Below are 25,534 nucleotides of genomic sequence, written 5' to 3'. Positions count from 1 at the left end.
GCGAGCTCCACGACCACGGCGAAAGGCGATCACGAGGTGCCAGGCTCGAACCCCGCGAGCGGGATACCGCTGCTCAACCACGGGATCACCCTGGCCCAACTGGACGCCTTGGCCTCCGGCCGACCCGACGACGGCAGCACGGCCCTGCTGCGCGGCGTCGGGAGGACGAGACGGCTGCTCGCCCTGCGACTGGTGCTGCACCACGCCCGCGAACACCGCTCGACGAGCAGTCCATTACCCCCGGTGGACGAGGCGTGGGAGCTCCTGGTCGCGGCCGAGCGCGCCCGACCCGAGGCGGTGGCGGACCTGTTGTCACGTCCGCAGGTCGGCGTCTGGTCGGCGCACCTCCTGCGCCGCATGCGGGGCAGGGGGACCGACCCGGCACCCATGTGGTTCCACATCGGCCAACTGCACCTCTTGGCCGCCGCGGGCGGCGTGGCCGCAGGGCTGCGCTTCACGCTCGGAATCCCCCTGTGGGAGGGCGTCGCGGTGCTTCCCGGCCTGGGCACGGCACGAGTGCCCGATAACGCCGAGTGGGGTCACTGCACGCTGGTGTCGGATGCGTCGGGATTGACGGTGAAGACCAGCTCGGGCGATGCCCACCCGGTCGAGTGGCAGCCGGATCACATCCTCCGAGGTGACGTCGGTTCCACCGCGCCGCGCGTCCACCTGGACGACACCGGGCCGTACCGAGGACTGGCGATCCCCGAACGCCCCGCGCCCCTGTCCGGTGCGGCGGTGGCGCGGTGGCAGTCGATCTTCACCGAAGCGTGGACGCTCCTGGAGCGGCACCACCCGCACCAGGCACGGGAGCTGGCGGGCGGCTTGTCGATGATCACCCCCCGCTCGACGGTCTTCCGCTTCCGGTCGCACAGCGGCTCGGTCGGTGACGGCTACGGCGCCGCGATCATCTCCGAACCGCACGACGCCGCGCACCTGGCGATGACGATGGTGCACGAGTACCAGCACAGCAAGCTGAACGCGATCGGCCAGTTGGCGCCCTTGACCAGCGTCGATTCGGCCGCCACCTGCTACGCGCCGTGGCGCGACGACGCCCGTCCGGTCGCCGGTCTGTACCAGGGGGTGAACGCCTTCCTGTCCGTCGTCGAGTTCTTGGCGCGGCAACGCGGGCACTCGACCGGCGTGGACGCCGCCCTGATGCACTTCGACTTCGCCCTGTTGCGGGGACAGGTCGGGGAGGCGCTCGAGGCGCTCCGCGGTCACCCATCGCTGACCGAGCCGGGCAAGAGGTTCGCGGGCGTCCTCGCGGAACGACTGACGGCGTTGCTGGACCTGGCGGTGCCGGCCGAACTGCTCTCGGCCGCCGAGACGGCCGCGCTGGACCACCGCGCGGCCTGGCGCGCCACCCACCTCTACCCGCCGCGGGCGCACGTGCTGGAGTGCGCCGAACGCTGGTTCGCGGGTGAGCCCGCGCCGACCTCCGACCATCGCCCGGTCGTGGTCGGCGCCGCCAAGCCGCCCAGGTTGGACGCCAAGGCGATCCTCATCCGGGTCCTGCTCACCGGCCGCGCGGAGTTCGAGGCGATGCGATCAGGCTCCTCGCAACACGTGCGGGAAGTGGCCGCGGATCTGACGGAGGCGGATTTCGCCCTCGTCGCGGGAGAGCACGAGCGGGCGCACGTGCTGTACGCGGCGGAACTCGACGCGGGATCGACCCGGCCGGGCGCGTGGTCCGGTTTCGGACTCGCGGTGCGCCACCTGTCCCCCGGTCCGGCTTCCCGGGCGTTGCTCGAACACCCGCACCTGGTCCGCGCGGTGCGAGAAGCGATCATCGCGGCCGGCGACATGCCGGACGTCGAGCGCCTCGCCGCATGGCTGGGAGGGGACGACTAGAGCGGCATCGGGTCGATGTCGCAGTTCGCCCGTGCGTCTGGATCGCCGAGTTCGATCACTGCAGGGTGGCTGCTCCCGAGCCGTGCACGCATGAGGTCCACAGTTCGCCTCCGCAGCAGGTCCGCTTCGTCCGTTCGACCGAGCGAACGCAGGTCCTGCGCGAGGTTCGCACGGCAGGCCAGCGTCGTGGGGTGATCCGGGCCGAAGACCGCGGTCGCACGGCTCAGCGTCTCGGCATCGGCGTCGTGGGCAGCTTCTACCTCACCCACCGCGTGCAAATCACTGGCCAGGTTGATCCGGGTGATCAAGGTGGCGGGGTGGTCGTCGCCCAGCCGGGCGAGAAAGCCGTCCAAGGCCGCCTCGTCCTGTCGGCGTGCGCCGTCCAAGTCCCCCATCAAACGACGCACGATCGCCACATTGACGGCCGCAGACAGGGCGTGTGGGTGGTGCGGCCCCAACGTCCTTCCGTACCGGGTCAGCGTGACCTGGGAGAGTTGCGCGGCCTGCTCCAGACGGCCCAGGTGCCTCAGCTCGATGGAACGGGCCAACGCGGCGGCCAGCGTTTCGGGGTGGTCGAGGTCGTACCGCCGCCGCAGGCCGTCGTACGCCGTCTCCGCCGCACTCATCGCGCCCCTGTGGTCCCCTGCCTTGCGGCGCATCACAGCGAGGTGGCGCATGGCGCGGAGCCAGGTCGGGTTGAGCGGTCGCCCCACGCTGAGCCGTTCGTACATGCGCACGACCTCCTCGTGCTCGGCGGCCGCCTCCCGGTAGTTGCCGAGCTCCCGCTTGTCGAGGGTGAGGCCCACCTGGGTGTAGAGAGGCACCTCGTGCTCCTGGCCGTAGATCTGGACCCTGCGGTCCCACGTGTCGGCGTCGAGCTTGAGTGCGGAGGTGAAGTCACCGATGAGACGGAGGTTCACGCCCAGGTTGTGCGCCGCGTTCAGGGTCACCGGGTCCTCGTCGCCGAGGTAGCGGACGCAGATGTCGTAGCTGCGCTTCGACAGCTCCAGCGCACCGACGAAGTCGCCCTCCGCCCGCTTGTCCGCCGCGACCTGACCCATGGCCAGGATGGTGTCCTCGTGCTCCTCGCCGAAGGTGCGGCGGTGCCGTTCCAGCAAATCCACGTTTAGGGGGGTGGCCTCGGCGTACCGACCCTGCACCCACAGCATGAAGCCGTACCAGCGGCCCATCCTCAGGGTCTCCGGGTGGTCCTCCCCCAGTCGCTCCAACCAGGTCCGGTAGATCTGCTCGGACCGCTCGGCGCTGCGCTTGTGATCACCCCACCGGTAGAAGAACTGCACCTGGTTGTAGAGCAGCGAACGGAGCGACTCGACATCGCTCTCATAGGCGTCGGACGCGGCCAGGTGCGCGCTCAAATCCACGTATACCGGCCAGTTGTCCGGCTCTTCCGGTGCCTCCGGGTCGTTCTCGCCGAGCACCAGGTGTGCGGCGTTGCGCATGGTCACGCGTTCGTCCTCGCTCATCTGGCTGATGAGCACGGCTTGCACGAGGCGGTGCAGTTCGATGGAGTTCGCACGGTGGTCCACGCGCACCAACGCGAAGCGGTTCGCGTCGCGGATGGCCTCGTTGAGCCGCAAACGGTCGCGCAGCACCCGGGACAGCTCGTTCGGCACGCCGGTGATGTTGCGGCTGTGGGTGAACATCGTGCGGTTGATCGGCTCCGGCGCCAGGAAGGCGCACACCTGGAGCAACCTCAGCGCCGAGAGGTTCTTGCGCTTGAGCTCGTTGAGCGACAGGTCCCACATCGCCGCGACCGACTGAGGGTAGTCGAGGGTGGAGACGACATCATGCAGTTCCCGTTGTTTCTCGGCGAGCAAGTCAAGGTACTCATCAGCCGGCATGCCCGTCTCGACACGCCAAGCCGCCGCTTGCGCAACGGCGAGCGGCAGGTCGCCCAATGTCCGCGCCAGGCGATCGGCGTCCTCCTCACTGAGATCAGGGTCGCGGCCTCGCAGGAACTGCACGCTCTCGACGCGCTGGAAGACTGAGACGTCGAGACAGCGTGCCGCATCCAACCATTGAGGATCACGTGAAGTGACCAGGATGCGACCGGGCCCGCCGATAGGCAGGTACGGCCCCACCACTTCAGGATTGGTTGCGTTGTCGAAAACCACCAACCAGTTCGATGGAACGTTGTACTGGGGCTGACCTTCAAGTGCGCCGAGGACCGACTGCACGGCGAATTTGGATTCGGCGCCCACATCGAGACCGAGTCGCACACCCAGTTCCACGAGCGAGTTCACGATCTTGACGGTGCGCTCGGCCGATATCCACCAGATCACGTCGAACTTCGCCCGGTTGCGGTAGAGGTACTCGACCGCGAGGTGCGACTTTCCGACGCCACCCACGCCGTGCAGTACCTCGGGTTGGGCGGCGGTGACGATTCCCGGCATCAGTCGCTCGTCGAGTGACCGCAACAGGTCGTCTCGTCCCGTGAATCTCGGATTGCGCGGAGGCACTCCACCGAAAATCAGCGCGGGCAGGTGAGCAGAGGAAACTTGACGACCAAGTCGATCATCCGCAGTAGTTTCTTCGGCGGAGAGCGACGAGCGGCCATCCCGAGGAAGCGACTCCGGTGGCGTCCCGGTCCGATCCGAGGTCGCACCCACACCTTCGGTCGCTACCGGCGACCGCGAGGCGCCGTGCTCGCGGAGGAGGTCTCCGTCGAGCAGCCGGCCGATCTCCGCGGCGGCCGCGGCATAAGGTCCCGACAACGCTCGGGTCGCCGCGAGTTCAGCCTGGAAGAACTGCCGCGCGAGCAAACGCGTACCGGGCGCTTCCTCGCCGGAACTGCCGTCGAGGATCCGACGGAACACGGGCAGTTCGTCGGCCAAGTGGTGGTGGACGGCGGCACGGACACGCAGTGTCGACGTCCGGCGGCTGAACGCGAGCAACTCCTCGCGCACACCGGGCGCGAACTCGAATATCACCCGTTCGGATTCGCCGGTTCCCGCCGAGGGCTTCGCGTCCACCACCAAGGGGCTGCCCAGGAACTCCGTGAGGTGCTCGGTTCTCGAGACGGTCACCAGACGAGCACGCAGGAAGGACATCACTCCGAGGTCGAGCGGCGCCGCCGCGAGGTGGGTGGCGAGTTCGAACGCCTCGGGCGACGCGGTGGCCCGGAAAGCGCCGACGAGCACCGCCGGTGCGCGCTCCGCGTCCAGTGGACCCGACTTGACGGGCGCTCGCGGGATCAGGATCGCGGCCAGGTCGGCCCAGGTCGTGGCGGAGGTGGTCATCCGTGCCCACCGCTCGACGTCGACCGGTCCCAGTCCCAGCACGCAGACGGGCATGGCGTCTTCGAGGTCGTCGAACACGCCCGGCGCGGGGGATTGCGGCACCCAGTCCAGCCGCGAGTTCGACGCGCCAGGCACCGGTGACTTCACCCTCAGCCGGTGGATCTCGATCCCCATCCGCTGCACGATCGGCCAGGAAAGGACGTGGACGAGCGCCACCGGATGAGCCGAACCCCAGGTCCGCAGTGCGCCGAAGGCGTTGCCGGATCGCCACATCGGGCTCACGCCATCGGTCATGACCAGCACGATGCGTCGCCCAGCCGGGTCCACCACCTCCGAGACGCCCCTGGGGGTCGCTCGGGCGCCCGTGCCACGAACGACGATCCTGCCGCTGGGGTCCTCGCCGAACCTCCGAAGGTGCACGTTGCGGAACACCGCCTGTTTGACCAGGGTCCGCGCGAACGAGTCCACGGTCGTCCGCCACAACGCCATCGAAGGGCTGTCGTCGACCACCAGGACGGCGTCCCAGCGCAATTCCGCGGCGGGCCGGTAGACCGGCAGCCACCGCTGGTCGAGCACCGCGCCGACGGCCGTGGCCTCCTCGTCGAACTCCCACTCGTCGACCGACGGGGTCTCTTGCCGGAAGGATCGCAAGGCGTGCTGCACAACTCGGGCTGAAGTGACTTGGTCGAGCCGCGGTGCCCCGTGCTTGCCCGAACCGCCCACCAGCGGTGCGGCGTCGAAATCGACGGCCGCCGTGCCGCTCGTCGTCGTCATCTCGGGCCCGGGCGGGTCGGCCTGCGTGTCCTCGGGGCGTCGTGGTGGAACCTCGTCGGCGGACCGGGCACGCCGCCGAACTTTCCGCGGTCCCGCGTCCTCCGCGCCCGTCGCTGCGACCGGGCCGCCTGCTCGCCCCCCGGTCAGCAGCCACAACGCATCCGCGATCTCACGGGCGGTGAGCCCGGGAGGGCCCGCTTCCCTGCCATCCATAGACACTCCGACAGATAGTCATCCCCGGCTCGGCGGAAGCGGTGGCGGTCGTCATCCGACCGACAGCCGGTTCACGATGGCGCGCACCATCGCCTCCGCCTGGTGCCGGTCCAGAGCGGACGGCGCCTGGGCGCGGATCACGTGCACGGCGTTGAGCAGGAGGTCCACGGCGAGGTGACCGCCGTGTTCGGCGCGAACGGCGTCGAACTGACCAGCCAGGCCGGCCACCAGCTCTTCCGCCTCGTCGGGGAAGTGCGCGGCGACCATGTCCGCCAACTGCTCGACGCCGGGCTCGGGGAGTTCGACGTACAGGCAGCGCCGGAGGAAGGCCGGAGGGAAATCCTGGTCGCCGTTGCTCGTGATGATGATCAGCGGGAAGGCGTGGCACACCACCCGGCCGCCCGTGATCGGCGCTCGGGCACCGGGGTCGGCGGTCCGCACCACCACGACCGGTTCGTGGAAGCGTTCCAGTTCCGGGATCCTGAATTCGCCCTCTTCGAGCGAGCCGAGCAGGTCGTTCACCAAGTGAACGTCGGATTTGTCCATCTCGTCGATCAGCAGGACCCTGGGCAGCCGGTACGGGAGCAGGGCCGTGCCGAGTGGTCCGAGTTGGACGAAGTTCCCGATGTCGTCGTTGTTCTTGTCCTTCAGGCTCATGGCGTGCACGCGCCCGACCGCGTCGTACTCGTAGTGCCCGGACTTGACCGTCGATCGACTGGTGATACCCCATCGGAGCACTCGCCCCAACCCGAGTTCACGCGCGATCGAGTAGGCCAGGCTGGACTTGCCCACGCCTGGTTTACCGACCACCACCAGCGGCCGGGCGAGCAGAACCGCCGAATTGATTTTCTCCAGTACCCCGTAGTCGAGGGAATTGAACATGTGGTGCCCCAGACGACGCCGGGCTTCGACCGCGTCGAACTCGGGAACGGGCAGGTCAGGGCCACCGGTGAATCTGCGCCACGTTGGCGGCTGGGGCCACTTCGAATCGCGTTCTTCGGTGGTCAACGCTCGTCCGGCACCTCGGTATATCCACCAATCGGGTACCGCACCGCGCCCGCCCGACGATAACTCGGCCGGTTCGTCGGCCACGCTTTCAAACCCCATCCAAATACCCTCTCTGGGCCTCACCAGGCGCTTGCGGACTCCGGAAGTCGGTCAGGGTCGTCCCACAGTACTGCAAGACTACGTCCGGCATGGCGTTGATCCGGATCCACGCGCAGCGCATCCCGTCGCAAAGCCGCAATGCGCCGAGGCAGTCCGGCGAGCTCGTCGCCGTCGGCGTGCACGGCGGCGATGGCCGCACGGAAACCGTCATCCGCGCAATCCTCACGATCCCAGATGATCGCGGGTATTCCAGCCCGGAAAGCCATGGCCATCTCCCGCCACGCGACCCCGGCGAGGTTCGCGGGTGGTTCGCTGAGCACCAGGGAGGCGATGTGGTCGTCGCTCAGGTCTGCCGCGAGCCGGGTGAAGTACTCGCCTCCGCTCGGCCTGCTCCAGTAGGCGCGGCAGGCGGACGGGCGGCTGGACAACAAGCGCCACCGCTGCTTCCAGGCCAAGCGGTGACGCGCGGCGCGCACCCGCTCCAGGCTGCTGAGCACGACGGGGTGGTCCACCGCCAGCGGAACGGCGTCCTCGGACATCGAGGCCTTGCGCCAGAACTCGACCGGCACGTTCAACATCTCCCAGGGCACGACGAAGACGAGGAAGATCTGGCCGGCGTCGGACGCTTCGGCCGAACTGCCCAACTCCACCTCCAGTTCGGAGATCAACCGGTCGACCTCGCGTTCGAGGTCGGCACGATCGACGATCGTGTCGCCACGCCGGGCGGAGTGCTGGCCGGGCGTGCCCCAATTGCGCCAGTGGGACACCAGGAAGCGGTCACGATCAGTGGGGTCGGGATCGAACTGGATCACCAGGTCGACATCGACGGAGACCACGACCTCGCCCATGTCGCGCCAGGGCTCGGCGTGCCGGGACTCCGGCGACCTCAAGCCGAGCGAGTCGGACCAGCGCCGGACCCAGTTCCGCAGTTCTGCGCCCAGCACCGGATCCCGGACCTCGTCGGCCACGCGACCGAGGAAGAGCAACGCGGGCGGAGGCGAGGCTGGAGCGCTGTTCACGCCTGCCAGGTGCAGGAATGTCTCCCACACCGATCGGCAGTGGTCGGGAAGCTCGTCCATCCGTGACTCGGTGCACAAGCGCAGCAGCCCTCGGAGCCGGATGCGCTCAGCGTGCTCGTCGGTGGCGAGGCGCACGAGGAGCAGCGAGGCTCGCAGTTCCTGCCAGTCCTCGATCGGCAGGGCGCTCAAGGCCTCCCACTCGTCGGCCGAAAGCAGCAGCGTCGGGAGCGTGACCGCCCCGGGTTCGAGCACGGCGACACCCGCGGCGAGTGAGTGGAGTCCTCCGGGGAGTGCGCAGCAGTGCCTGACCAGGTCGACCAACTGCACCCGACTGGCGAATTGCGCCCGGAGGAACACGGCGCCGGCGAAGACGTCGGAAAGCATGTCGACCAGCAATTGCCTGCCGCCTTCGGTCCGCAGAGCCGCGGTGCCTTCCAACGCGTCCACGACGTCCCGCTGGATCCGTAGCCGCACAGCTTGGTGCCCCGGTGCGAATCCCACGAGCCTGTCCTTCCGCGTCACTCCGGCAGACCGACCAGACCCGTTCGAGGCAGATCAGCGAGCACACGAACCGGTGAACAGTGATGGTGTGGTACCCGCTGGAGTTACGCAATACCCGCGAAGGTCCGCACCGGAACAACCGCAAATTGCGGTCAGCCCACGGCGGCCGGGTGGCGGGTCAGGGCGCGGCCGCTCGTGGTCAGGTCGGTGGCGACGCGGTCGACCGCGTCGGTGAACTCCGCGTCGTCGCAGTGCCAGTCGGTGAGCTTGACCAGCAGCCAGCGGCGCCAGGCGGTGACCAGGGCGGTGAACACCTCGGTGCCCTGGGGCGTGAAGCGGTAGTGGCCGTCGGACTCCGTGACGTAGCCCCGGGTCTGGAGTTGGCGTGCCACCGGTTCGAAGACGCCCGCCGGCACGCTGGTGGCCTCGGCCAGCCGGTCCAGGGTGGCGTCGCCGTGGTCCACGCTCTGCCGGAACACCTTGACCACCAACCACGCCTGCGCGTGCGTGAGCGGGACGTCCGAGTCTCGCAGGACGTCCGGTGTGGGGTCGCGGCGTTCGCGGCTGACGATGAGCGCGACGAGCTTCTCCAGCTCCTGCTCCGAGGTCGACGTGTGCGGCGCGGCGAAGTTGTCGCCCACCTCGGTCGCCGCCGCGCGGGCGGTGTCGCGCAGTGGGACTTCCTCGAGGAACAGGGCGACCAGGAACGCGACCGCGGCGACCGGCGCGGCGGACAGGAACACCAGGTGCAGGGTGTCCGCGTAGGCGGCGATGATCGGGGCCTTGAGCTGCTCGGGCAGGGCGTGCAGGGCCTGCACGTTCGCCGCCGCGGCCGGGTCGACACCGGGCGGGAGGGCGGCGGCGAGGTTGCCCGGCAGGTTGCTCGCGTACACCGTGCCGAAGACCGCTACGCCGAACGAACTGCCCAACGTGCGCAGGAAGCTCACACCGGACGTCGCCACGCCCAAGTCCTCGTAGCTGCTGGTGCTCTGCACGACCACCATCGCCACCGGCATGCACATGCCGACGCCCAGGCCGAGCACGAGCATGTACCCCGACGCCTGCCAGAACGACGTCTGCGGGTCCAGCCGGGACAGCAGGAGCAGCCCGCCGACCATGAGCAGGCTGCCGACCAGCGGGAAAACCCGGTAGCGGCCGGTCTTGCTGATCACGTTGCCGGTCGTGACGGAGGCGATCAGCAGGCCGACCACCAGCGGCAGCATCTCCAGCCCCGACTCGGTCGCCGACGCGCCGTGCACGTACTGCAGGTAGGTCGGCAGGAACGTGACGCCGCCGAGCATGGCGAACCCGACCACGAAGCTGAGCACCGTGCACACGGTGAACACACGACCGCGGAACAGGCGCATGGGCAGCATCGGTTCGGCGGCACGGTTCTCGACGACCACGAACAGCGCGAGCGCGATCACCGACCCGACCGCCATCACGATGATCGTCGGCGACGCCCACGGGTACTCGACGCCACCCCAACTGGTGACCAGGGTGAGGCCGGTCGCGGCCAGGCCGATGAGCAGGATGCCCAGGTAGTCGATCTTCGGCCGACCGGCGCCGCGCACGCCGGGCAGCGCGAACGCACCCACGGCCAGCACCACCACGCCGAGCGGCAGGTTGACGTAGAACGCCCAGCGCCAGCTCAGGTGGTCCACGAACAGGCCGCCGAGCAGCGGGCCGACGACCGTGGCGACGCCGAACACCGCGCCGATGAACCCCTGGTACTTGCCGCGCTCGGACAGCGGCACCACGTCGGCGATGACCGCGGCCGAGGTGACCATGAGCCCACCCGCGCCGAGCCCCTGCACCGCGCGGGCCAGGATGAGCCAGGTCATCGAGTCGGCCCAGCCGCACAGGAACGAGCCGACCAGGAACAGCGCGACGCTGACCAGGAACGCCCGCTTGCGGCCGAACAGGTCGCCGAACTTGCCGATCAGAGCGGTCATGATGGTCTCGGCGAGCAGGTAGGACGTGACCACCCAGGACAGGTGCCCGCCGCCGCCGAGGTCGCTGACGATGGTGGGCAGCGCGGTCGCCACGATCGTTTGGTCGAGCGCGGCGAGCAGCATCCCGAGCATGATCACCGCGACGACGGCACGACGCGCACCGCGCCCGACCTCGACCCGTTCGACCACGTCGACCTCCCGGGCCCGACCATAAAACCGTGGTCGTGCCCCCGCCCGCCACGACCACGGCCGGGTGATACTCGGTCTCATGGGGAACCCTCGCGACATCACCTTCGCCGGTGCGGGAGTGACGTTGGCCGGTGCGCTGACCGTGCCCGACACCGGCGCACCGGTGCCCGGCGTGGTCATGGTCGGCGGTTCGGGACCGTCCGATCGGCACAACGGCAACCACTTCCCGGCGATCCGCGCGCACCTGGTGGACGCCGGGATCGCCGTGCTGTCCTACGACAAGCGCGGGGTCGGCGGCTCATCCGGTGACTGGCGCGACTCGACGCCGGCCGACCTGGCCGCCGACGCGGCCGCCGCGCTGGACTTCCTGCGCGCTCAGCCCGGCGTGCGAGCCTCGGTCACCGGGCTGTTCGGCCACAGCGAGGGCGGCGGGGTGGTCCTGCGCGCGGCGACCCTGCGCGACGACGTGCCGTGGGTGGTCACCAACGGCACCCCGGGCATGACCTACGGCGTCCAGGACCGCTACGCGTTGGCCACGTGGCTGAGCGGGACGGAAGGCGTCACCGACGAGGGTGTCGCCGCCGCTCTGGCCGCGTACGACCGCGTGGTCGAGGCCGGTCGACGCGACGCCGACCTGGCCGAGGCGAACCGGCAGGTCCGAGCCGCCGGGACGCCGCCCGGGTTCGCCGAGTTCTGGGCCGATGTGGACGAACGCCTCTGGGAGTGCGTCAAGCGCAAGCTGGACCACGACCCGATCCCGGACGCGCTGCGCCTGCGCTGCCCGCAACTGGCGATCTTCGGTGGTGCGGACGAACTGGTCCCGGTCGCCGAGAGCGTCGAGCTGTTCACCGCCGCCGCCACCCACCCCGACCGCGATCGGCGGGCGACGTTGACCGTCGAGGTGTTCCCGGGCGCCAACCACCGCGTCCTCGTCGACGGCGGCCTGGCGCCCGGCTACCTCGACACCCTGACCCGCTGGATCACGGCCCGCGTCGGCTGAGGGCGCCTGCCTCCCGTGCGGCGAAGTCCCTGTACCCCTTAGGGAACGTCCCTGATGTCCGCACGGCGGTCGGTGCTCTACCGTCGCCGCCAGCGCCGTCGCTGCCGGCAGGCCGGCCGCTCAGCCCGCACGTCACGGAGGCCCCGATGAAGGCGATCGTCCAGGACCGCTACGGCCCGTCCGAGCTCTTACGGCTGGAGGAGGTGGACAAGCCGACGCCCGCCGACAACGAGGTGCTGGTGCGGGTGCACGCGGCTTCGGTCAACGCGGCCGACTGGCACATCATGCGCGGCGACCCGCGCCTGGCGCGGCTGGCGATGCCGGTGGCGTTCGGCTGGTCCGGCCCCAAGCGGCGGATCCGCGGCCGTGACTTCGCCGGTCGCGTGGAGGCGGTCGGCCGGGGCGTGACCCGGTTCCGGGCCGGTGACGAGGTGTTCGGCGACCTCGGCTACGCCGACGGGGCGTTCGCCGAGTACGCGTGCCCGCCGGAGGACCTGGTGGAGCGCAAACCGGCGGGCCTGACGTTCGAGCAGGCGGCGGCGATCCCGGCGGCGGGCAACACCGCCCTCATCGGCGTGCGCGACCTGGCCCGGGCCCGCCCGGGGCAGCGGATGCTGGTCAACGGCGCCTCGGGCGGTGTGGGCACGTTCGCCGTGCAGCTCGCCAAGTCGTTCGGCGCCGAGGTGACCGCGGTGTGCAGCACCAGGAACGCCGACCTGCTCCGGTCGATCGGCGCGGACCACGTCGTGGACTACACGAAGGAGGACTTCGCCGGGCAGGGGCAGCGCTACGACGTCGTCTTCGACCTCGTGGCGAACCGCTCGCTGGCCGACCTCCGGCGGGTTCTGACGCCCGGGGGGACCCTGGTGCTCAGCGGTGGCGGTGTGTCGGACGGCGGCAGCCTCGTCGGGCCGATGGGTCTGAGCATCAAGGCCGGGCTGATGTCCCGCTTCGTCCGCCAGCGGCTGGTCCAGCTGAGCACGACGACGAGCCGGGAGAACCTGGCGACGCTGGCCGGGCTGGCCGAGTCGGGCGCGGTGGTCCCGGTGATCGACCGGACGTACCCGTTGTCCGAGGCGCCGCAGGCGATCCGCTACCTCGAACTGGAACACGCCCGGGCCAAGGTCGTCATCACGGTCACCCCGCCGGCCTGACCCGGGGCGCACCGGTTGCCCTCACCCCGCCGGGTATCGACCGTGCCCGAATCCGGGCACGGCATTTGGTCCGGTGGTTGGCTGTGGCCATGCTGGAGCCCGTGGACGACGAGGTGCCGGACGAGTTGGTCCGGCACGTGACCAGGACCACCGGGTTGCCTCCCGCGCTCGCCCGACGAGTGGCGTCCGACGTGATGGGCTACTTCGTCGAGACGGCGGAGGAGTACGTGCTGCGCCGGCACGCCGAGCTGCGGCGCGACGGGGTGGGCAACGCGAGGATCTGGGCGCTGCTGCGGGAGGAGTTGGACGTGCGGCCGGTGGCCGCGCCGCCGCTGACCGAACGCCAGCTGCGCCGAATCGTCTACGGCTAGGTCCACGGCTGGGTCTACGGCTAGAGGAGATCACCCGATCATGTGTGGAATCGTCGGTTACGTGGGGCCGAGGGACGCCGTCCCCGTGCTGCTGGAGGGCTTGCACCGGCTTGAGTACCGGGGTTACGACTCGGCGGGCATCGCGGTCGCGGACGGCGGCGGGTTGCGGGTCGTCAAGACCGCCGGACGCGTCGGCGACCTGCGCAAGGCCGTGCCCGAGGGCACCGCGGGCGCGTCGGGCATCGCGCACACCCGGTGGGCCACCCACGGCGAGCCGACCGACCGCAACGCCCACCCGCACGTGGACGCCGCCGCACGCGTCGCGATCGTGCACAACGGCGTCTTCGAGAACTCCGACCGGCTGCGCGCCCGCCTCGTCGCCGACGGCGTCGAGCTGGCCTCCGACACCGACAGCGAAGTCCTCGCCCACCTCGTCGCCCGCAGCACCGCGGCGACCCTCGAAGACGCCGTGCGCGAAGCGCTGGCGCAGGTGGAGGGCACGTACGGGGTGGTCGTGATGGACGCCGACCGGCCGGGCGAGCTGGTCGCCGCGCGCCGGGGCAGCCCGGTCGTGCTCGGTGTCGGCGAGCAGGAGATGCTGATCGCCTCCGACGTCACCGCGCTGGTCCGCTTCACCCAGCAGGTGATCTACCTGGACGACGACGAGATCGCCACGGTCACCGCCGACGGCTACCGCACGTCCACCATGGACTCCCGTGCCACCAGCACCACCCGTTCCCCCACGGCGATCGACGTCGCGAGCGCCGAGTACGAGCTGGGCGAGCACCCGGACTTCATGTACAAGGAGATGCGCGAGCAGCCCGACGCGGTGGACCGGTGCCTGCGCGGACGGCTGGACCACCGGTTCTCCTCGGCGCGGCTGGACGGCGTCGGCCTCACCCCGCAGGACTACCAGCGCATCCGCCGGGTCAAGCTGCTCGGCTGCGGTTCGGCCTACTACGCGGGCCAGTTGGGCGCACAGCTGGTCGAGGAGCTGGCCCGCATCCCGGCCGACGCCGAGCCCGCGTCGGAGTTCCGCTACCGCAACCCCGTGGTCGACCCGGACACGCTGTACGTCGCGATCAGCCAGTCGGGTGAAACGCTGGACACGCTCGCCGCCGTGCAGGAGCTCAAGCGCAAGGGCGGTCACGTCATCGGCGTGGTCAACGCGGTCGGCAGCACGATCGCCCGCGAGTGCGGCCACGGGATCTTCCTGCACGCCGGGCCGGAGGTGTCGGTGGCGGCGACGAAGTCGTTCACCACGATGGCCGTCGCGCTGGCGATGCTGGCGCTCGACCTGGGTCGGGTGCGCGACCTGTCCATCACCGAAGGCCGACGGCTCGTGACCGGGCTGTCCGAGCTGCCACACCAGATCGCCCAGGTCCTCGCCGCCGAGGACGACATCGCGGCGATCGCCCGCAAGTACGCCGACGCGCGGCACATGTTCTTCGTCGGCCGGGTGCGGGGTTGGCCGGCGGCGCGGGAGGGCGCGCAGAAGCTGAAGGAGATCTCGTACGTGCACGCCGAGGCCTACCAGGCCTCCGAGCTGAAGCACGGGCCGTTGGCGCTGATCAACCCCGAGATGCCGACCGTGGTGCTGGTGCCCGACGACGAGTTGCTGGCCAAGAACACCGCCACGATCGAGGAGATCAAGGCGCGTGGCGGCCCGGTCATCGCGGTCACCGACGCCGACCTGCCCGCGGGTCTGGCCACGGACGTCATCCGGGTGCCGAAGGCGCACGACGCGTTGGCCCCGATCACCCTGTCGGTGCCGTTGCAGCTGTTCGCCTACCACCTCGCGCACGCCCTGGGCCGCGACGTCGACCGGCCGCGCAACCTGGCCAAGAGCGTGACCGTGGAGTAGCCGTTAGCTTAGCCTAACCTGCATGCCCCGGTACTCGACGTTGGACCAGTTGCAGTTGAAGGTGCTCACGAAGGCCGCGAGCCTGATCACCGCGCCCGCCAACCAGCGCGACGTGTTCGACCAGTTCGTGATGGTGGTGGGCGCGGTGGCGGACGTCGCGCCGCACGTGCGGCGGGTGACGTTCCGGGCGGACGAGTTCGCCGAGTTCCGGGTCACCGGTCCGGACGAGTGCTTCGGCCTGCTCATGCCGCCGCCCGGCAGGCCGTTGACGATGCCCAGCCCGGACCGCGTGAACGTCCGCACCGCGATCCGCGCCCTGCCCGCCGAGGACCAGCCGGACCTGCGGTGGTACACCGTGCGGGCGCACCGGCCGGAGCTCGGGGAGATCGACGTGGACTTCGTGCTGCACGGCGACGCGGGCCCCGGCACTCGCTGGGCCACCCGTTCCGCGCCGGGCCAGGCCGCGGGCTTCCGCGCGGGCAACTCGGGCTACCGCGCGCCGTCGGAGGGCACGATCCTGCTCGCCGCGGACGAGACCGCGTTGCCCGCCCTGTGCGCGATCCTGGAGGCGGGCGTCCCGGCGGACGCGCGGATCTTCGCCGAGCTGCCGGACGAGACCTACCGACCGGACGTCGACGCCCCCGTCACCTGGCTGTACCGGGGCACGGACACCCCGGGCTCCCACATCCTCCGCGCCCTGACCGAGAACCCCTCCCCCGCGCCGGACTACGCCTGGGTGTGCGGCGAGTCGGCCCTGGCCACCGGCATCCGCCGACACCTGGTGAAGGACCGCGGCGTGGACCGCCGGTCGGTCACGTTCAGCGGCTACTGGAAGCTCGGCGCACCCCGGATGTGACCGCTCCACCGGTCAATGCGTCCTTGCCGAAGTCCCGTTACCGCACCCGACTACGTCGCGTCCGCGTCACTCCCGGCTTCCCCTTCAAGGAACTCACCGACCCGCTGCTGGAAAGCCCGGTTCTGAGGCATCTCGTCCTTCCAGGTCTCCGAGAAGACGACTGCGGCCTTGGCCTCCGACAGCGGCACCACTCCGGCTGCGTCCAGCACCGCGATACAACCCGACACGTCACAACCCATGTCGCGCAGCCGGGTGAGTATCACTTCCAAGTCGTCACCGTCGTGCGCCCACCGGGCGACCTCGTCCAGATCGACGTCCACCCCGAGGAAGTCCTCAAGCCTCACCTGCGCCCGCCTCCGATTCTGTTGCCACGGATGTCGTAAGTAACCCGCTGCACGTTACCCCGGTGGTTGATGCGGGTTCCTTCGAAAGTCACGTACTGCACGTTGTGCACGGCGCCGGCCTCCGCGACGACCGCCCTCACCCCTTCGGCCAGCGCACGCACCCCTGGCTGGACCCCGCCCCTGGCGAACACCGACAGATCCCGGATGACCATGGTGCGGACTCCCGACGAGTCGACCTTCACTTCGACGTTGCCGAGCACCTTGACGTCCACACCACCGAGCTTGAGGATGTTCCGATATTTTCCGTCTTCGGAGAAACCACCGCGATCAGGGCTGGAACCAGAATCGGACCCACGGCCTCCGGATCGCGCCGCGAAACTACCCATGCCGAAACCAGCCCCGCCGGCGACGGCGAACCCGTCGATGAGCGCATCCATGTCGGCTGCACCGCGAGCGCTGCTCACCGCGGCCTCGCCGAAGATCACTTCATCTTCCTCTAGACGGTGGTACGTCTCCAGGTCGCAGTCGGGGCTCTGCACCGCGATGGCCTCGGCGCAACCGGCGCGGAGGGCGAAGACCGTCCTCCACAACGCGTCGTAGTCGTTGACGACCGGGGTCTTCCCCGAGGGTTTGTTCGCCGCCAGCCGGGACCTCAGGAAATCGGGGTTGAAGTTGACACCGGGTGTTCCGGGCACCTGGTAACCGTCGATGACGCCGACGCTCGGGGATTGACCCGCAGGGGCGTCGCCACCGAGCACCGGGTCGTTCGACGGCGAACCGCAGCACTTGTCGTAGTCGGGTGCGCTGCAGCCGTCCCCGTCGGGACCGCAGTTGGCGATGAGGCCGGTGGGGTCGCTGTAGGTGGTGGGGTTGTTGTCGGCGTAGACGTAGCCGGTCCACTGCTGCGGGTTCTCGACGTCGAGGATCGGGTCGACGCTGATGAACCGGCCGGTGGCGGCGTCGTACTTGCGGGCGCCGATGTCGGTCAGGCCGGTGGCCTCGCTGACAGGCTTGTCGAGGAACCCGTGGCGGTCGGGCCAGGGCTTGCCTTCGACCGGGTTGAGCTGGTTGCCGTACGGGTCCATGGTGCGGCGGCTGACGGCGAAGCCGACCGACTCGACCGCGACGGACGTGGTGTTGTGCAGGTCCGAGACGAGGTAGGTGGGGTTGGTGTTGCCGACCCGCACCGCGATGTTGACGCCGTTGTGGGTGTAGTAGCGGGTGCCGACGACGGTGCCGGTGGTGTTGTCGCGGGTGAGTTCCTGGCCCGGCAGGTAGAGGGTGGTCTTGTCGGGGTCGCGGCGGATGAGCTGGTTGCCGTCGGCGTCGTAGACGTACTTGGTGATGCCGGTGGGCGAGGTGACCGTTTCGAGCCGGTTCTCGTGGTTCCAGTCGAGGATGTGCTCGCCTGAGGGCAGGACGCGGCGGGTGGTGCTGCCGGTCTCGTTGTACTCGTAGGTGTTGAGCGTCTGCCCGGCGGGACCGTTGGTGGTGGCGCGGGTCAGGCTGTGCGGTCGGGCCGTGCCGGCGTCGGGGTAGGCGTAGTCGGTGGTGGTGTCGCCCGTGGTGCCGGGCAGGGCGTGCCGGGTCTGCTTCTCGCGCAAGCCGTTGGGCTTGAAGGTCCACGACGTCCAGTACGGGACGGGTCCGCCGATGTTGGCGTGTCCTGGGGTGGTGGAGGGGCTGGCGGCGCAGTCGTCGGTGGCGGTCCAGGCGTTGTCCAGTCGGCGCAGGCTGTCGTAGGAGTAGCACTGGGTGCGGACCGGTGCGCGGCCTTCCGGGCCCTGGGTGTTGACGGTCTTGGTGACGTTGCCCGCCGCGTCGTAGGTGTAGCGGGTGTCGTCGACCTGCGCGTCGGCTTGCTGCGTGGACAGGTTGGTCTGGGTGAGCCGCCGGGTGTGCAGGTCGTAGTCGTAGGTCAGCTGGGCGGTGTTGTTCGACGGGCCGAGGATGAACTGCCGCGCTTCACCGAACGGCGTGTACACCGACTCGGTGGCGTAGGCGTTGTACCCGGCGGTCATCGTCGGCTTGCCGTAGCGGTTGTACGTCGTGGAGACGATCTCGCCGTTGGGGAAGCCGCCGGCCGCGGTGGCGTGCTGGACGTAGGTCTGCAGGCCGGTGGTGGTGTAGCCGTAGCTGGTCGTGTAGGTGGCGTTGAGGCCGGTCTCGGCGACGGGGATCCGGGTCACGGTCTTGCTGACGAGTCCCTGGCCGTTGTAGACGCTGGGGCCGGAGTCGTAGGCGCCCTCCGGCGTGTAGCGGGTGGAGTACCAGGGCAGGCCCACGCCGTTCTGCGCCCCGTCGTAACGCCACTCGGCGAGCTTGGTGCCACTGGTCGAACCGAGGTACTCGGCGGTCCGGCGGCCGAGCACGTCGTGGGTCAAGGCCAGCGTCCGCTTGCGGGCGTCGGTGGTGGTGAGGATCTGCCCGGCCAGGTCGTAGGTGGTGCTGGTGGTGCCGGCGTCGGGGTCGGTCTGCGCGGTCTTGCGGCCCAGCAGGTCGTAGCTGAACGTCCACTGGTTGCCGACCGGGTCGGTGATCTTCTTCAGCTCGCCCAACGCCGTGTACTCGCGGGTGGAGGTCTGGAAGGTGCCGCCGGTGACGGTGTCGCCGGTGATCGTCGGCGGCGCGGTGTAGTCGTGCGTCTGGGTTTGGCGGCCGCGGACGTCGGTGACGACGGTCCGGGTGACGCCGCCGTGCGGCGGGAACACCGTCGTCCGGTCACCGCCGTGCACGGTCCTGGTCTTCCGGGTGAGGGTGGTGCCCTTGTACGAGGTGGCCAGGACGGGGCGGCCGGCGCCGTCGAAGTCGGTGACCGTGCGGTCGTTGACCTGCGCGTTGCTCAACCCGACCAGCGTCGTGGCGGGCGCTCCGGTCGTGGCCCACCGGTTGTAGGTGTGCCGCGCACGGCCGTGGGAGTCGTAGAAGGAGTCCTTGCCGACCGTTCCCCCGCCCACGGCGTCGGACTGCGTCTGGCGGGGCTGACCGAACGCGTCGAACAGGTCGACCTGGGTCAGGTAGTTCGTGCCCGAGCCGTAGTCGACCAAGGTCTTCGTGGTGACGGCGAGTGGCCCGTCGGTGCGGACCAGGTAGGAGTAGGTGACCGAAGCTTCCTGCGAGGCTGACTTGCTCCGGCCCGGTTTCCACACCGCGGTCAGCCGACCCAACGCGTCGTAGTCGGCGTCGCTGCGACGTGAACCGACGTCGATGGCGGCGGTGGCCTTGCCGCGCGCCGGGTCGATCTCGACGGTGCTGGTCTGGCTCTTGGCGTTGGTGGTGACCGTCTTGGTGAGCACGCCGCCGTCGACCGGGGTGTAGGCGGTGGTCGTGGCGCGCTGCAACGCGTCCGTCGTGCTGGTGGTCCGCCCGGAGGGGTCATGAGCAGCGGTGCCGGTGGTGGCGTAGGTCAGCACGTCGTTGGTGTTGACGGTGGCGGCGTCGACGCGCGTGTCGTCGCCGGCGGTCACCTGCCCCAGAGCGGTGTGCTGGTCGTAGTAGGTGCGGGTGGAGTTGAGGATCGACGTCTGCGCCACGCCGTCGGCCGGGCACGCCTGTTGGGAGGTGGTGGTTTCGGCGGCCCGGTTGCGGACCCAGGTGGTGGTGTTGTCGGCGTACGTGGTCCGGGTGCACACGTCCGGGACGCCGTCACCGGACTCGGTCCGGTTGGTCGGCCTGCCGGTGTTGTCGTACCGGGTGGTCGTGGTGGCGGTGCGGGTGGCGCCCGTCGCCAGGTGGGTGATCTCCCTGCTGCGCGTCACGCCCACGATGTCCGCGGTCAGCGCGGGCAGCCCGGTGCGGGCACGGGTCGCCGTGGTGCCGATGACCGACGGTTCGGTGAGGCTCGTGGAGATACGTGCGCCGCCGTCGCCGTTGAACGACTCCACCTCGTAGGCGGTGTCGGCGAACTTCGCGTGGTCGGTCAGGGACTCGCCCAGCGAGTTGGTCACCGACGCGGGGCGGCGGCCGTTGGCAGGCAGGGTGTCGCCGTCCATGCCCCGGAAGTAGCTGGTGCGCACCAGTGTCTGCTTGTCGGCCACCCCGTCGAAGGTGTGGCCGGGGTTGCCGGTGCGGACCTCGACCTGGCCGTAGCCGCGGTACTGCCCGTAGCTGCGGTGCTCCGCCCGCACGAGCTCGGAGTCGTCGTAGTGCCACGCCGGCGTGCCCAGGTACTTGTAGGCGGTCACCTGGGTCGGCGACACCGCGTTGCGATCCTGCACCTCGACCTTGTCCACCACGTACTTGTGGAAGAAGTCCAGCGTCGGGTCCTCGTTGCGCGGCAACGTCCAGTACACCGGATAGCAACGGCGCGTGTTGTACGCCACGTCCGTCGGCACGCTCGTCGCCGAGCAGTCCTTGCCGCTGTAGGTCACCGAGATCACCGAACCGGTCTCGGTGTTGACCTGGGTCAGGCGCTTGTGCGCCATCGCCGGCATGTCCCGGTAGCCGACCACCCGGTTGTCGTAGTCCTGGTAGGCGAACGTCACCGCCGGCAACGCCGTCGCCGTGGTGCCCTTGTGCCCGGTCCGCGTGATCGACGCCAGCAGCAGGTCCTTCACCGAGTCGTCGGTGTGCGGGAACTGCTGCGCCAGGCGGTACTCGTCGACCTTCACCGGACCGGAGCCCTGGTTGTACTGGGTGGTGATCGTGGTCAGCCGCTTGGTGGACCAGTACGAGGGCGAGTGGTTGTTGCACACCGCGCCCTGCTTGCACTCCTGGTCCTGCGGCACGTCCGGCCAGTGCTTGCCGTTGACCGAGTCGAACCTCGCCGTCGAGCAGTCGAACGTCGGGCTGGGCTGGCAGCGCTCGACCACGTCGAACACGACCTGGTTCGGCGCCACCGCACCGTAGATCGACCCGCCCACCGTGCGCAGGCCGTAATCGATCCGCTTCAGCGTCCCACCACGCGTGTAGGCCACACCGGTGGTCAGCTTGTTGGCGCCGTAGTGGTTGGTCTCCGGCGCGTAGTAGTACGACGTCACGTTGCCGTGCGTGTCCTCGACGAAGTCCAGGTTCCACCGCCACGCCTGCATGCACCACGACGACCCGAAGCCACTCGGGTTGTAGCACTTGTCACCCGAACGCGGCCCGTACACCGGCACCGTCCACGCCGAGTTCGTCTGCTCCTGGTTCGTGTAACCCGGCCCCCGGTTGCGGCCGAAGTAGTAGCTGACGCCGGCGGTGTTGGTGATCTTCCAGTACTCGCCGTCCACGACACCGTTCGACGCGCCCTGCACCAACTCGATCCGGGAACCACCGTCCTGCGCCGCACGCCAGGTGTTGGTGGCCTGCTCGTACACCAACTCGGTCGCCTGCCCACCGAGGTTCATGGTGACGATCTGCCCCGCCCAGCACAGGTCGCCGGTCTGCTGCGCCTGCGGCAGCGTCTTGTCCTCCGCACAGGTGCGGTAACTGCGCTCGATCGAACCAGGTGCGTAGTCCCAACCCTGCCCGACCCACGAGCCCTGGTTGTTCGTTGCCATCGTCCGACCGTCCACACTGGACGACGCATAGGACAGGGCAACCGACGGCGCCGTCGGCCCACCGTAGGACGACGGCGGCAACGCGATCGGGTACGACCACGAGAACGAACCGGCGTTGCCCGCCACCGCCCACGTCCCCGACGGCGACAACGACGACGCCTCGAACGTCCCGTTCGGACCCTCGCCCGCCGCGGTCACGGCGAGCACCACCGGCTCGGCGGCGAAATCGGTCCGCACGGTCCTGTTCGCGGTGTCGTTCGTCGACGCCATCGGCGTGAGGACCTGGCACTCCGGCACCTCGGGCGTGGTCAGCGCACAGTCCGGGAGACGGTCGAGCTTCAGCCTGGACCCGAAGTCACCACCGGCCGCGTTGCGGAACGCCGAGTAGTCCACCCCGACCGACAGCCGACCGTCGGCCTCCTCGGCGGGCGTCACGGCCACGACCACACCCGTGACACCGGCCTTGCGCGCCACGTCCTGGTCGGCCACCTCGACATCGACCCGCTGCTCACCGCCACCCTCCGCGGCGACCGTCACCGGCAGGTCACCCGCACGCTGCGCGGCCGCACCCGCGGCCACCGACGCCCGGCCCGCCACCGGCCACGACGCGTCACCCACCTCCGACGCGACGGGTTCCGCCACCGGCGGCGCCGGGGCCGGCAGGGCCAGCTCCACGCGCGGGGTCAGCTTCTCCGGCTGCGCGATCGGCGGCGCGCCGCTCCGGACCGCGTCGGAGGTGAGCCCCACCGCCAACGACACCGCGACCAACGCGGCGAGGGACAGGGACAACGTCCGTCTCGACCACCCGGGACGGCGCGCATCCGCGGTCGACGGGCGCGCTGAATCTCCACCGAGCATGTTCGAAGCCCCCCAGAGAACGGACCGTGATCGGTCACAGGCGAGCGGAACAGTAAGCGATCAATCCTCGCCAGGGGAAGGATTTCGCTCGTGCGGTGAACACGGTCGAACCGGCCGCGGGAAGCCGGTCGCCCGCCGCGTCCCGACCCCGTTGACGTCGCGGTCCCGCCGGCAGGACACCCTTCCGCCGCCGGCGATCGGTGTCACCCCGCGTGTTGCGTGGTGCAACGCGCCCGCCCGGCGGGACGATGTGGGGGTAACGGTGTTGCGGTGATCGGGGTGTGCTGGTGGGTGGTCCGGCTCGGCGGGTGTTCATCGGTCATACCTCGGAGCTGCGGCGGTTCCCGGTGGACGGGTCGTTCGTGGCGGCGGCGGAGCGGGCCGTGAAGCGGGTGCGGGACGCGCCGGTGGACATGGAGTACTTCACCGCCGGTGACCTGCCGCCCGCCGAGCTGTGCCGTCGCCGGGTGGCCGAGTGCGACGTGTACGTGCTGCTCGCGGGGTTCCGGTACGGGTCGCCGGTGCGCGACCGGCCCGAGGTGTCCTACACCGAGCTGGAGTTCGAGGTCGCCACCGAGCTGGGCAGGCCGCGCCTGGTGTTCCTGCTGGACGAGGAGGCGGTCGGGCCGGGGGTGCTGTTCCGGGACCCGGAGTTCGGGGCGCGCCAGGAGGCGTTCCGCCGCCGGCTGCTGATGGACAGCGGTTTGACGGTGAAGGTGGTGCGGACCCCGGAGGAGCTGGAGACCGCAGTCGCCCAGGCCTTGACCGAACTGCCCATCGCCGAACCGGCCGGGACCGGGGTCGGCAACGCGGCGGGCGGGGTGCGGGTGTGGAACGTGCCCGCCCGGCTGCACGGTTTCACCGGCCGCCACGACCTGCTCGACGGGTTGACCGCGGCGTTGGCGGGCGCGGGGCCGGTGGTGGTGCGGGCCATCGCGGGAATGGGCGGGATCGGCAAGACCAGCACCGCGATCGAGTACGCCCACCGGCACGCCGAGGGCTACGACGTGGCGTGGTGGATCGCCAGCGAGGACCCCGACCTGATCCCCCAGCAGCTCACCAGACTCGGGCATGCATTAGGCCTGGTCGACCGCGGCGCCCCGGTCGAGGCCGCCGTGCCGCGGGTGCTGGGCGAGCTGCGCCGACGGGACCGGATCCTGCTCGTGTTCGACAACGCCGAGCACCCCGACACGGTGGCGCCGTTCCTGCCCGGCGGCCGACCCCGAGTGGTGATCACCTCCCGATACCCCCGCTGGGACGGTGTCGCCACAACGCTGGAGCTGGACGTCTTCAGCCCGGCGGAATCGACCCACTTCCTGCGGTCTGAACTGCCCTCCCTGACCGACGGACAGGCCGAGGCGATCGGCGAGGCGCTGGGGCACCTGCCCTCCGCGCTGGACCAAGCCGCCGCCGTCCTCGCCGACCGCACCCTCACCCCCGACCGTTACCTCGACCTGCTGGGCACCCGTGCCCGCGAACTGCTGCGCCGCGGCCACGACAGCAACGGCCCCGGAGGGCGGGTGTCGGTGGCCGCGTCGTGGTCGCTTGCCTTCGACGCCCTGGCCCACCACGACCCCGCCGCACTACAGCTGCTCACCCTGATCGCCTGGCTCGCCCCCGAACCGGTGCCGCTGGCTTTGATCACCGACCAGCCGGACGTCCTGCCCGAAACACTGGCGTCGGTCGCGGCGGACCCGTTAGCGATCACCGACACGGTGCGCGAGCTGCGCCATCGCGCACTCATCCGAGTCGAGGCCGACAGCCTGCAACTGCACCGCATCCCCGCCGCCCTGCTCCGCACCACCGACCCCGATCCGGACCAGACGGCGGCGCCGGGCTGGGCGGCGACCGCGCTGTTGCTGTTACGACGCAATCAGCCCGCGTACGCGTGGAACACCCCGGCGGTCTGGCCGCAATGGCAACGACTGCTGCCCCACCTGCTCACCGTCACCGCACCCGACCGTGAACCGCTCCTCACCGACCATCACCACAGCTTGGCGCTGCTCCTGGACAGCATCTCCACCTACCTGGCCGCCAGCGGACAACCACACCAAGCCCTCCCCCACGCCCGACGAGCACACCAACTCGCCCGCGACCACCTCGTCGACGACCACCCGGACACCCTCAACGCCGCCAACAACCTCGCACTGCGGCTGCGCGCGTTAGGTGAATACCAGGCCGCACGCGCGCTGGACGAGGACACCCTCACCAAACACCGCAACACCTTCGGCGAGGACCACCTCAGAACTCTCACCTCTGCCAGCAACCTCGCCATCTGCCTGCGCAGGTTGGGCGAGTTCCAAGCCGCGTACGAGCTGGACGAGGACACCCTCACCAGACGTCGCCGCGTCCTCGGCGACGACCACCCCGACACCCTCAGCTCCGCCAACAACCTCGCTGTCTCGCTGCGCACGTTGGACAAGCACCAAGCCGCACGCGAGCTCGACGAAGACACCTTCGCCAGAAGCCGCCGCGTCCTCGGCGACGACCACCCCGACACCCTTACCTCCGCAACCAACCTCGCGAGGGACCTGACCGCGCTGGACGAGCACCAAACCGCACGCGAGCTGAACGAAGACACCCTCGCCCGGCAACGCCGCGTCCTGGGCGACGCCCACTCCGACACCTTGCTGACTGCCCGGAACCTGGTGATAGTCCTCCACGAACTCGGCGAGCACGATCAGGCGGACGACCTCCAGAGCTGGATCAGCCAGAACACCGAGGCCTGACGCGCA

General features: G+C 70.0%; 13 protein-coding genes. 7 read left to right on the top strand and 6 right to left on the bottom strand.

What is annotated here, in order from left to right; translation table 11 throughout:
• The first annotated feature begins 36 nt into the window (after positions 1 to 36).
• Positions 37 to 1,854, top strand: a complete 1,818-nt coding sequence (locus tag ACYVLT_RS15975; protein WP_461120960.1) for an HEXXH motif domain-containing protein — start codon at positions 37 to 39, stop codon at positions 1,852 to 1,854.
• On the opposite strand, the gene fxsT (ACYVLT_RS15970) is transcribed toward ACYVLT_RS15975, so the two are convergent.
• The 4 genes from fxsT (ACYVLT_RS15970) to ACYVLT_RS15955 form a co-directional block, all read right to left on the bottom strand.
• Positions 1,851 to 6,101 carry an FxSxx-COOH system tetratricopeptide repeat protein gene (gene fxsT, locus ACYVLT_RS15970; protein WP_461120959.1) on the bottom strand — a complete coding sequence of 1,417 codons (4,251 nt, stop codon included), beginning with the start codon at positions 6,099 to 6,101 and terminating at the stop codon, positions 1,851 to 1,853. The genes ACYVLT_RS15975 and fxsT (ACYVLT_RS15970) overlap by 4 nt on opposite strands.
• A gap of 51 nt (positions 6,102 to 6,152) precedes the next feature.
• Positions 6,153 to 7,109 (bottom strand): AAA family ATPase, encoded by a 957-nt coding sequence (locus ACYVLT_RS15965; RefSeq protein WP_461120958.1) that lies wholly within the window; start codon positions 7,107 to 7,109, stop codon positions 6,153 to 6,155.
• A 119-nt stretch (positions 7,110 to 7,228) separates the two neighbouring features.
• Positions 7,229 to 8,674 (bottom strand): VMAP-C domain-containing protein, encoded by a 1,446-nt coding sequence (locus tag ACYVLT_RS15960; RefSeq protein ID WP_461120957.1) that lies wholly within the window; start codon positions 8,672 to 8,674, stop codon positions 7,229 to 7,231.
• A 206-nt stretch (positions 8,675 to 8,880) separates the two neighbouring features.
• Entirely contained in the window at positions 8,881 to 10,815 is a 1,935-nt protein-coding gene (locus ACYVLT_RS15955) for an MDR family MFS transporter (RefSeq protein WP_461121137.1), read from the bottom strand.
• Between the two features lie 136 nt (positions 10,816 to 10,951).
• On the opposite strand from ACYVLT_RS15955, the gene ACYVLT_RS15950 reads away from it, so the two are divergent.
• From ACYVLT_RS15950 to ACYVLT_RS15930, 5 genes are all read left to right on the top strand, one after another.
• Entirely contained in the window at positions 10,952 to 11,872 is a 921-nt protein-coding gene (locus ACYVLT_RS15950; RefSeq protein WP_461120956.1) for an alpha/beta hydrolase family protein, read from the top strand.
• Between the two features lie 146 nt (positions 11,873 to 12,018).
• Positions 12,019 to 13,026 carry an NAD(P)-dependent alcohol dehydrogenase gene (locus ACYVLT_RS15945; RefSeq protein WP_461120955.1) on the top strand — a complete coding sequence of 336 codons (1,008 nt, stop codon included), beginning with the start codon at positions 12,019 to 12,021 and terminating at the stop codon, positions 13,024 to 13,026.
• An 89-nt stretch (positions 13,027 to 13,115) separates the two neighbouring features.
• Positions 13,116 to 13,397, top strand: a complete 282-nt coding sequence (locus ACYVLT_RS15940; protein ID WP_461120954.1) for a hypothetical protein — start codon at positions 13,116 to 13,118, stop codon at positions 13,395 to 13,397.
• A gap of 40 nt (positions 13,398 to 13,437) precedes the next feature.
• On the top strand, positions 13,438 to 15,261 hold the full coding sequence (gene glmS / locus ACYVLT_RS15935; RefSeq protein ID WP_461120953.1) for a glutamine--fructose-6-phosphate transaminase (isomerizing): 1,824 nt from the start codon (positions 13,438 to 13,440) through the stop codon (positions 15,259 to 15,261).
• A gap of 22 nt (positions 15,262 to 15,283) precedes the next feature.
• The gene (locus ACYVLT_RS15930) at positions 15,284 to 16,117 is read left to right on the top strand and encodes a siderophore-interacting protein (RefSeq protein ID WP_461120952.1); all 834 of its coding nucleotides are present in this window, start codon (positions 15,284 to 15,286) and stop codon (positions 16,115 to 16,117) included.
• Between the two features lie 50 nt (positions 16,118 to 16,167).
• Here the strand turns inward: ACYVLT_RS15930 and ACYVLT_RS15925 are convergent, their stop codons facing one another.
• Positions 16,168 to 16,437 (bottom strand): hypothetical protein, encoded by a 270-nt coding sequence (locus tag ACYVLT_RS15925; protein WP_461120951.1) that lies wholly within the window; start codon positions 16,435 to 16,437, stop codon positions 16,168 to 16,170.
• Positions 16,438 to 16,457: 20 nt separating this feature from the next.
• Positions 16,458 to 22,730: an RHS repeat-associated core domain-containing protein gene (locus ACYVLT_RS15920; RefSeq protein WP_461120950.1), complete on the bottom strand. Its 6,273-nt coding sequence runs from the start codon at positions 22,728 to 22,730 to the stop codon at positions 16,458 to 16,460.
• 356 nt (positions 22,731 to 23,086) lie between these two features.
• Between ACYVLT_RS15920 and fxsT (ACYVLT_RS15915) the strand changes: the two genes are divergently transcribed.
• Positions 23,087 to 25,528 carry an FxSxx-COOH system tetratricopeptide repeat protein gene (fxsT, locus tag ACYVLT_RS15915; protein WP_461120949.1) on the top strand — a complete coding sequence of 814 codons (2,442 nt, stop codon included), beginning with the start codon at positions 23,087 to 23,089 and terminating at the stop codon, positions 25,526 to 25,528.
• Positions 25,529 to 25,534: the final 6 nt, after the last annotated feature.

The organism is Saccharothrix stipae (genome assembly GCF_054781895.1).
The sequence above is the reverse complement of the archived record's forward strand: the minus strand, read 5'-3'. Positions and strand labels throughout refer to the sequence as shown.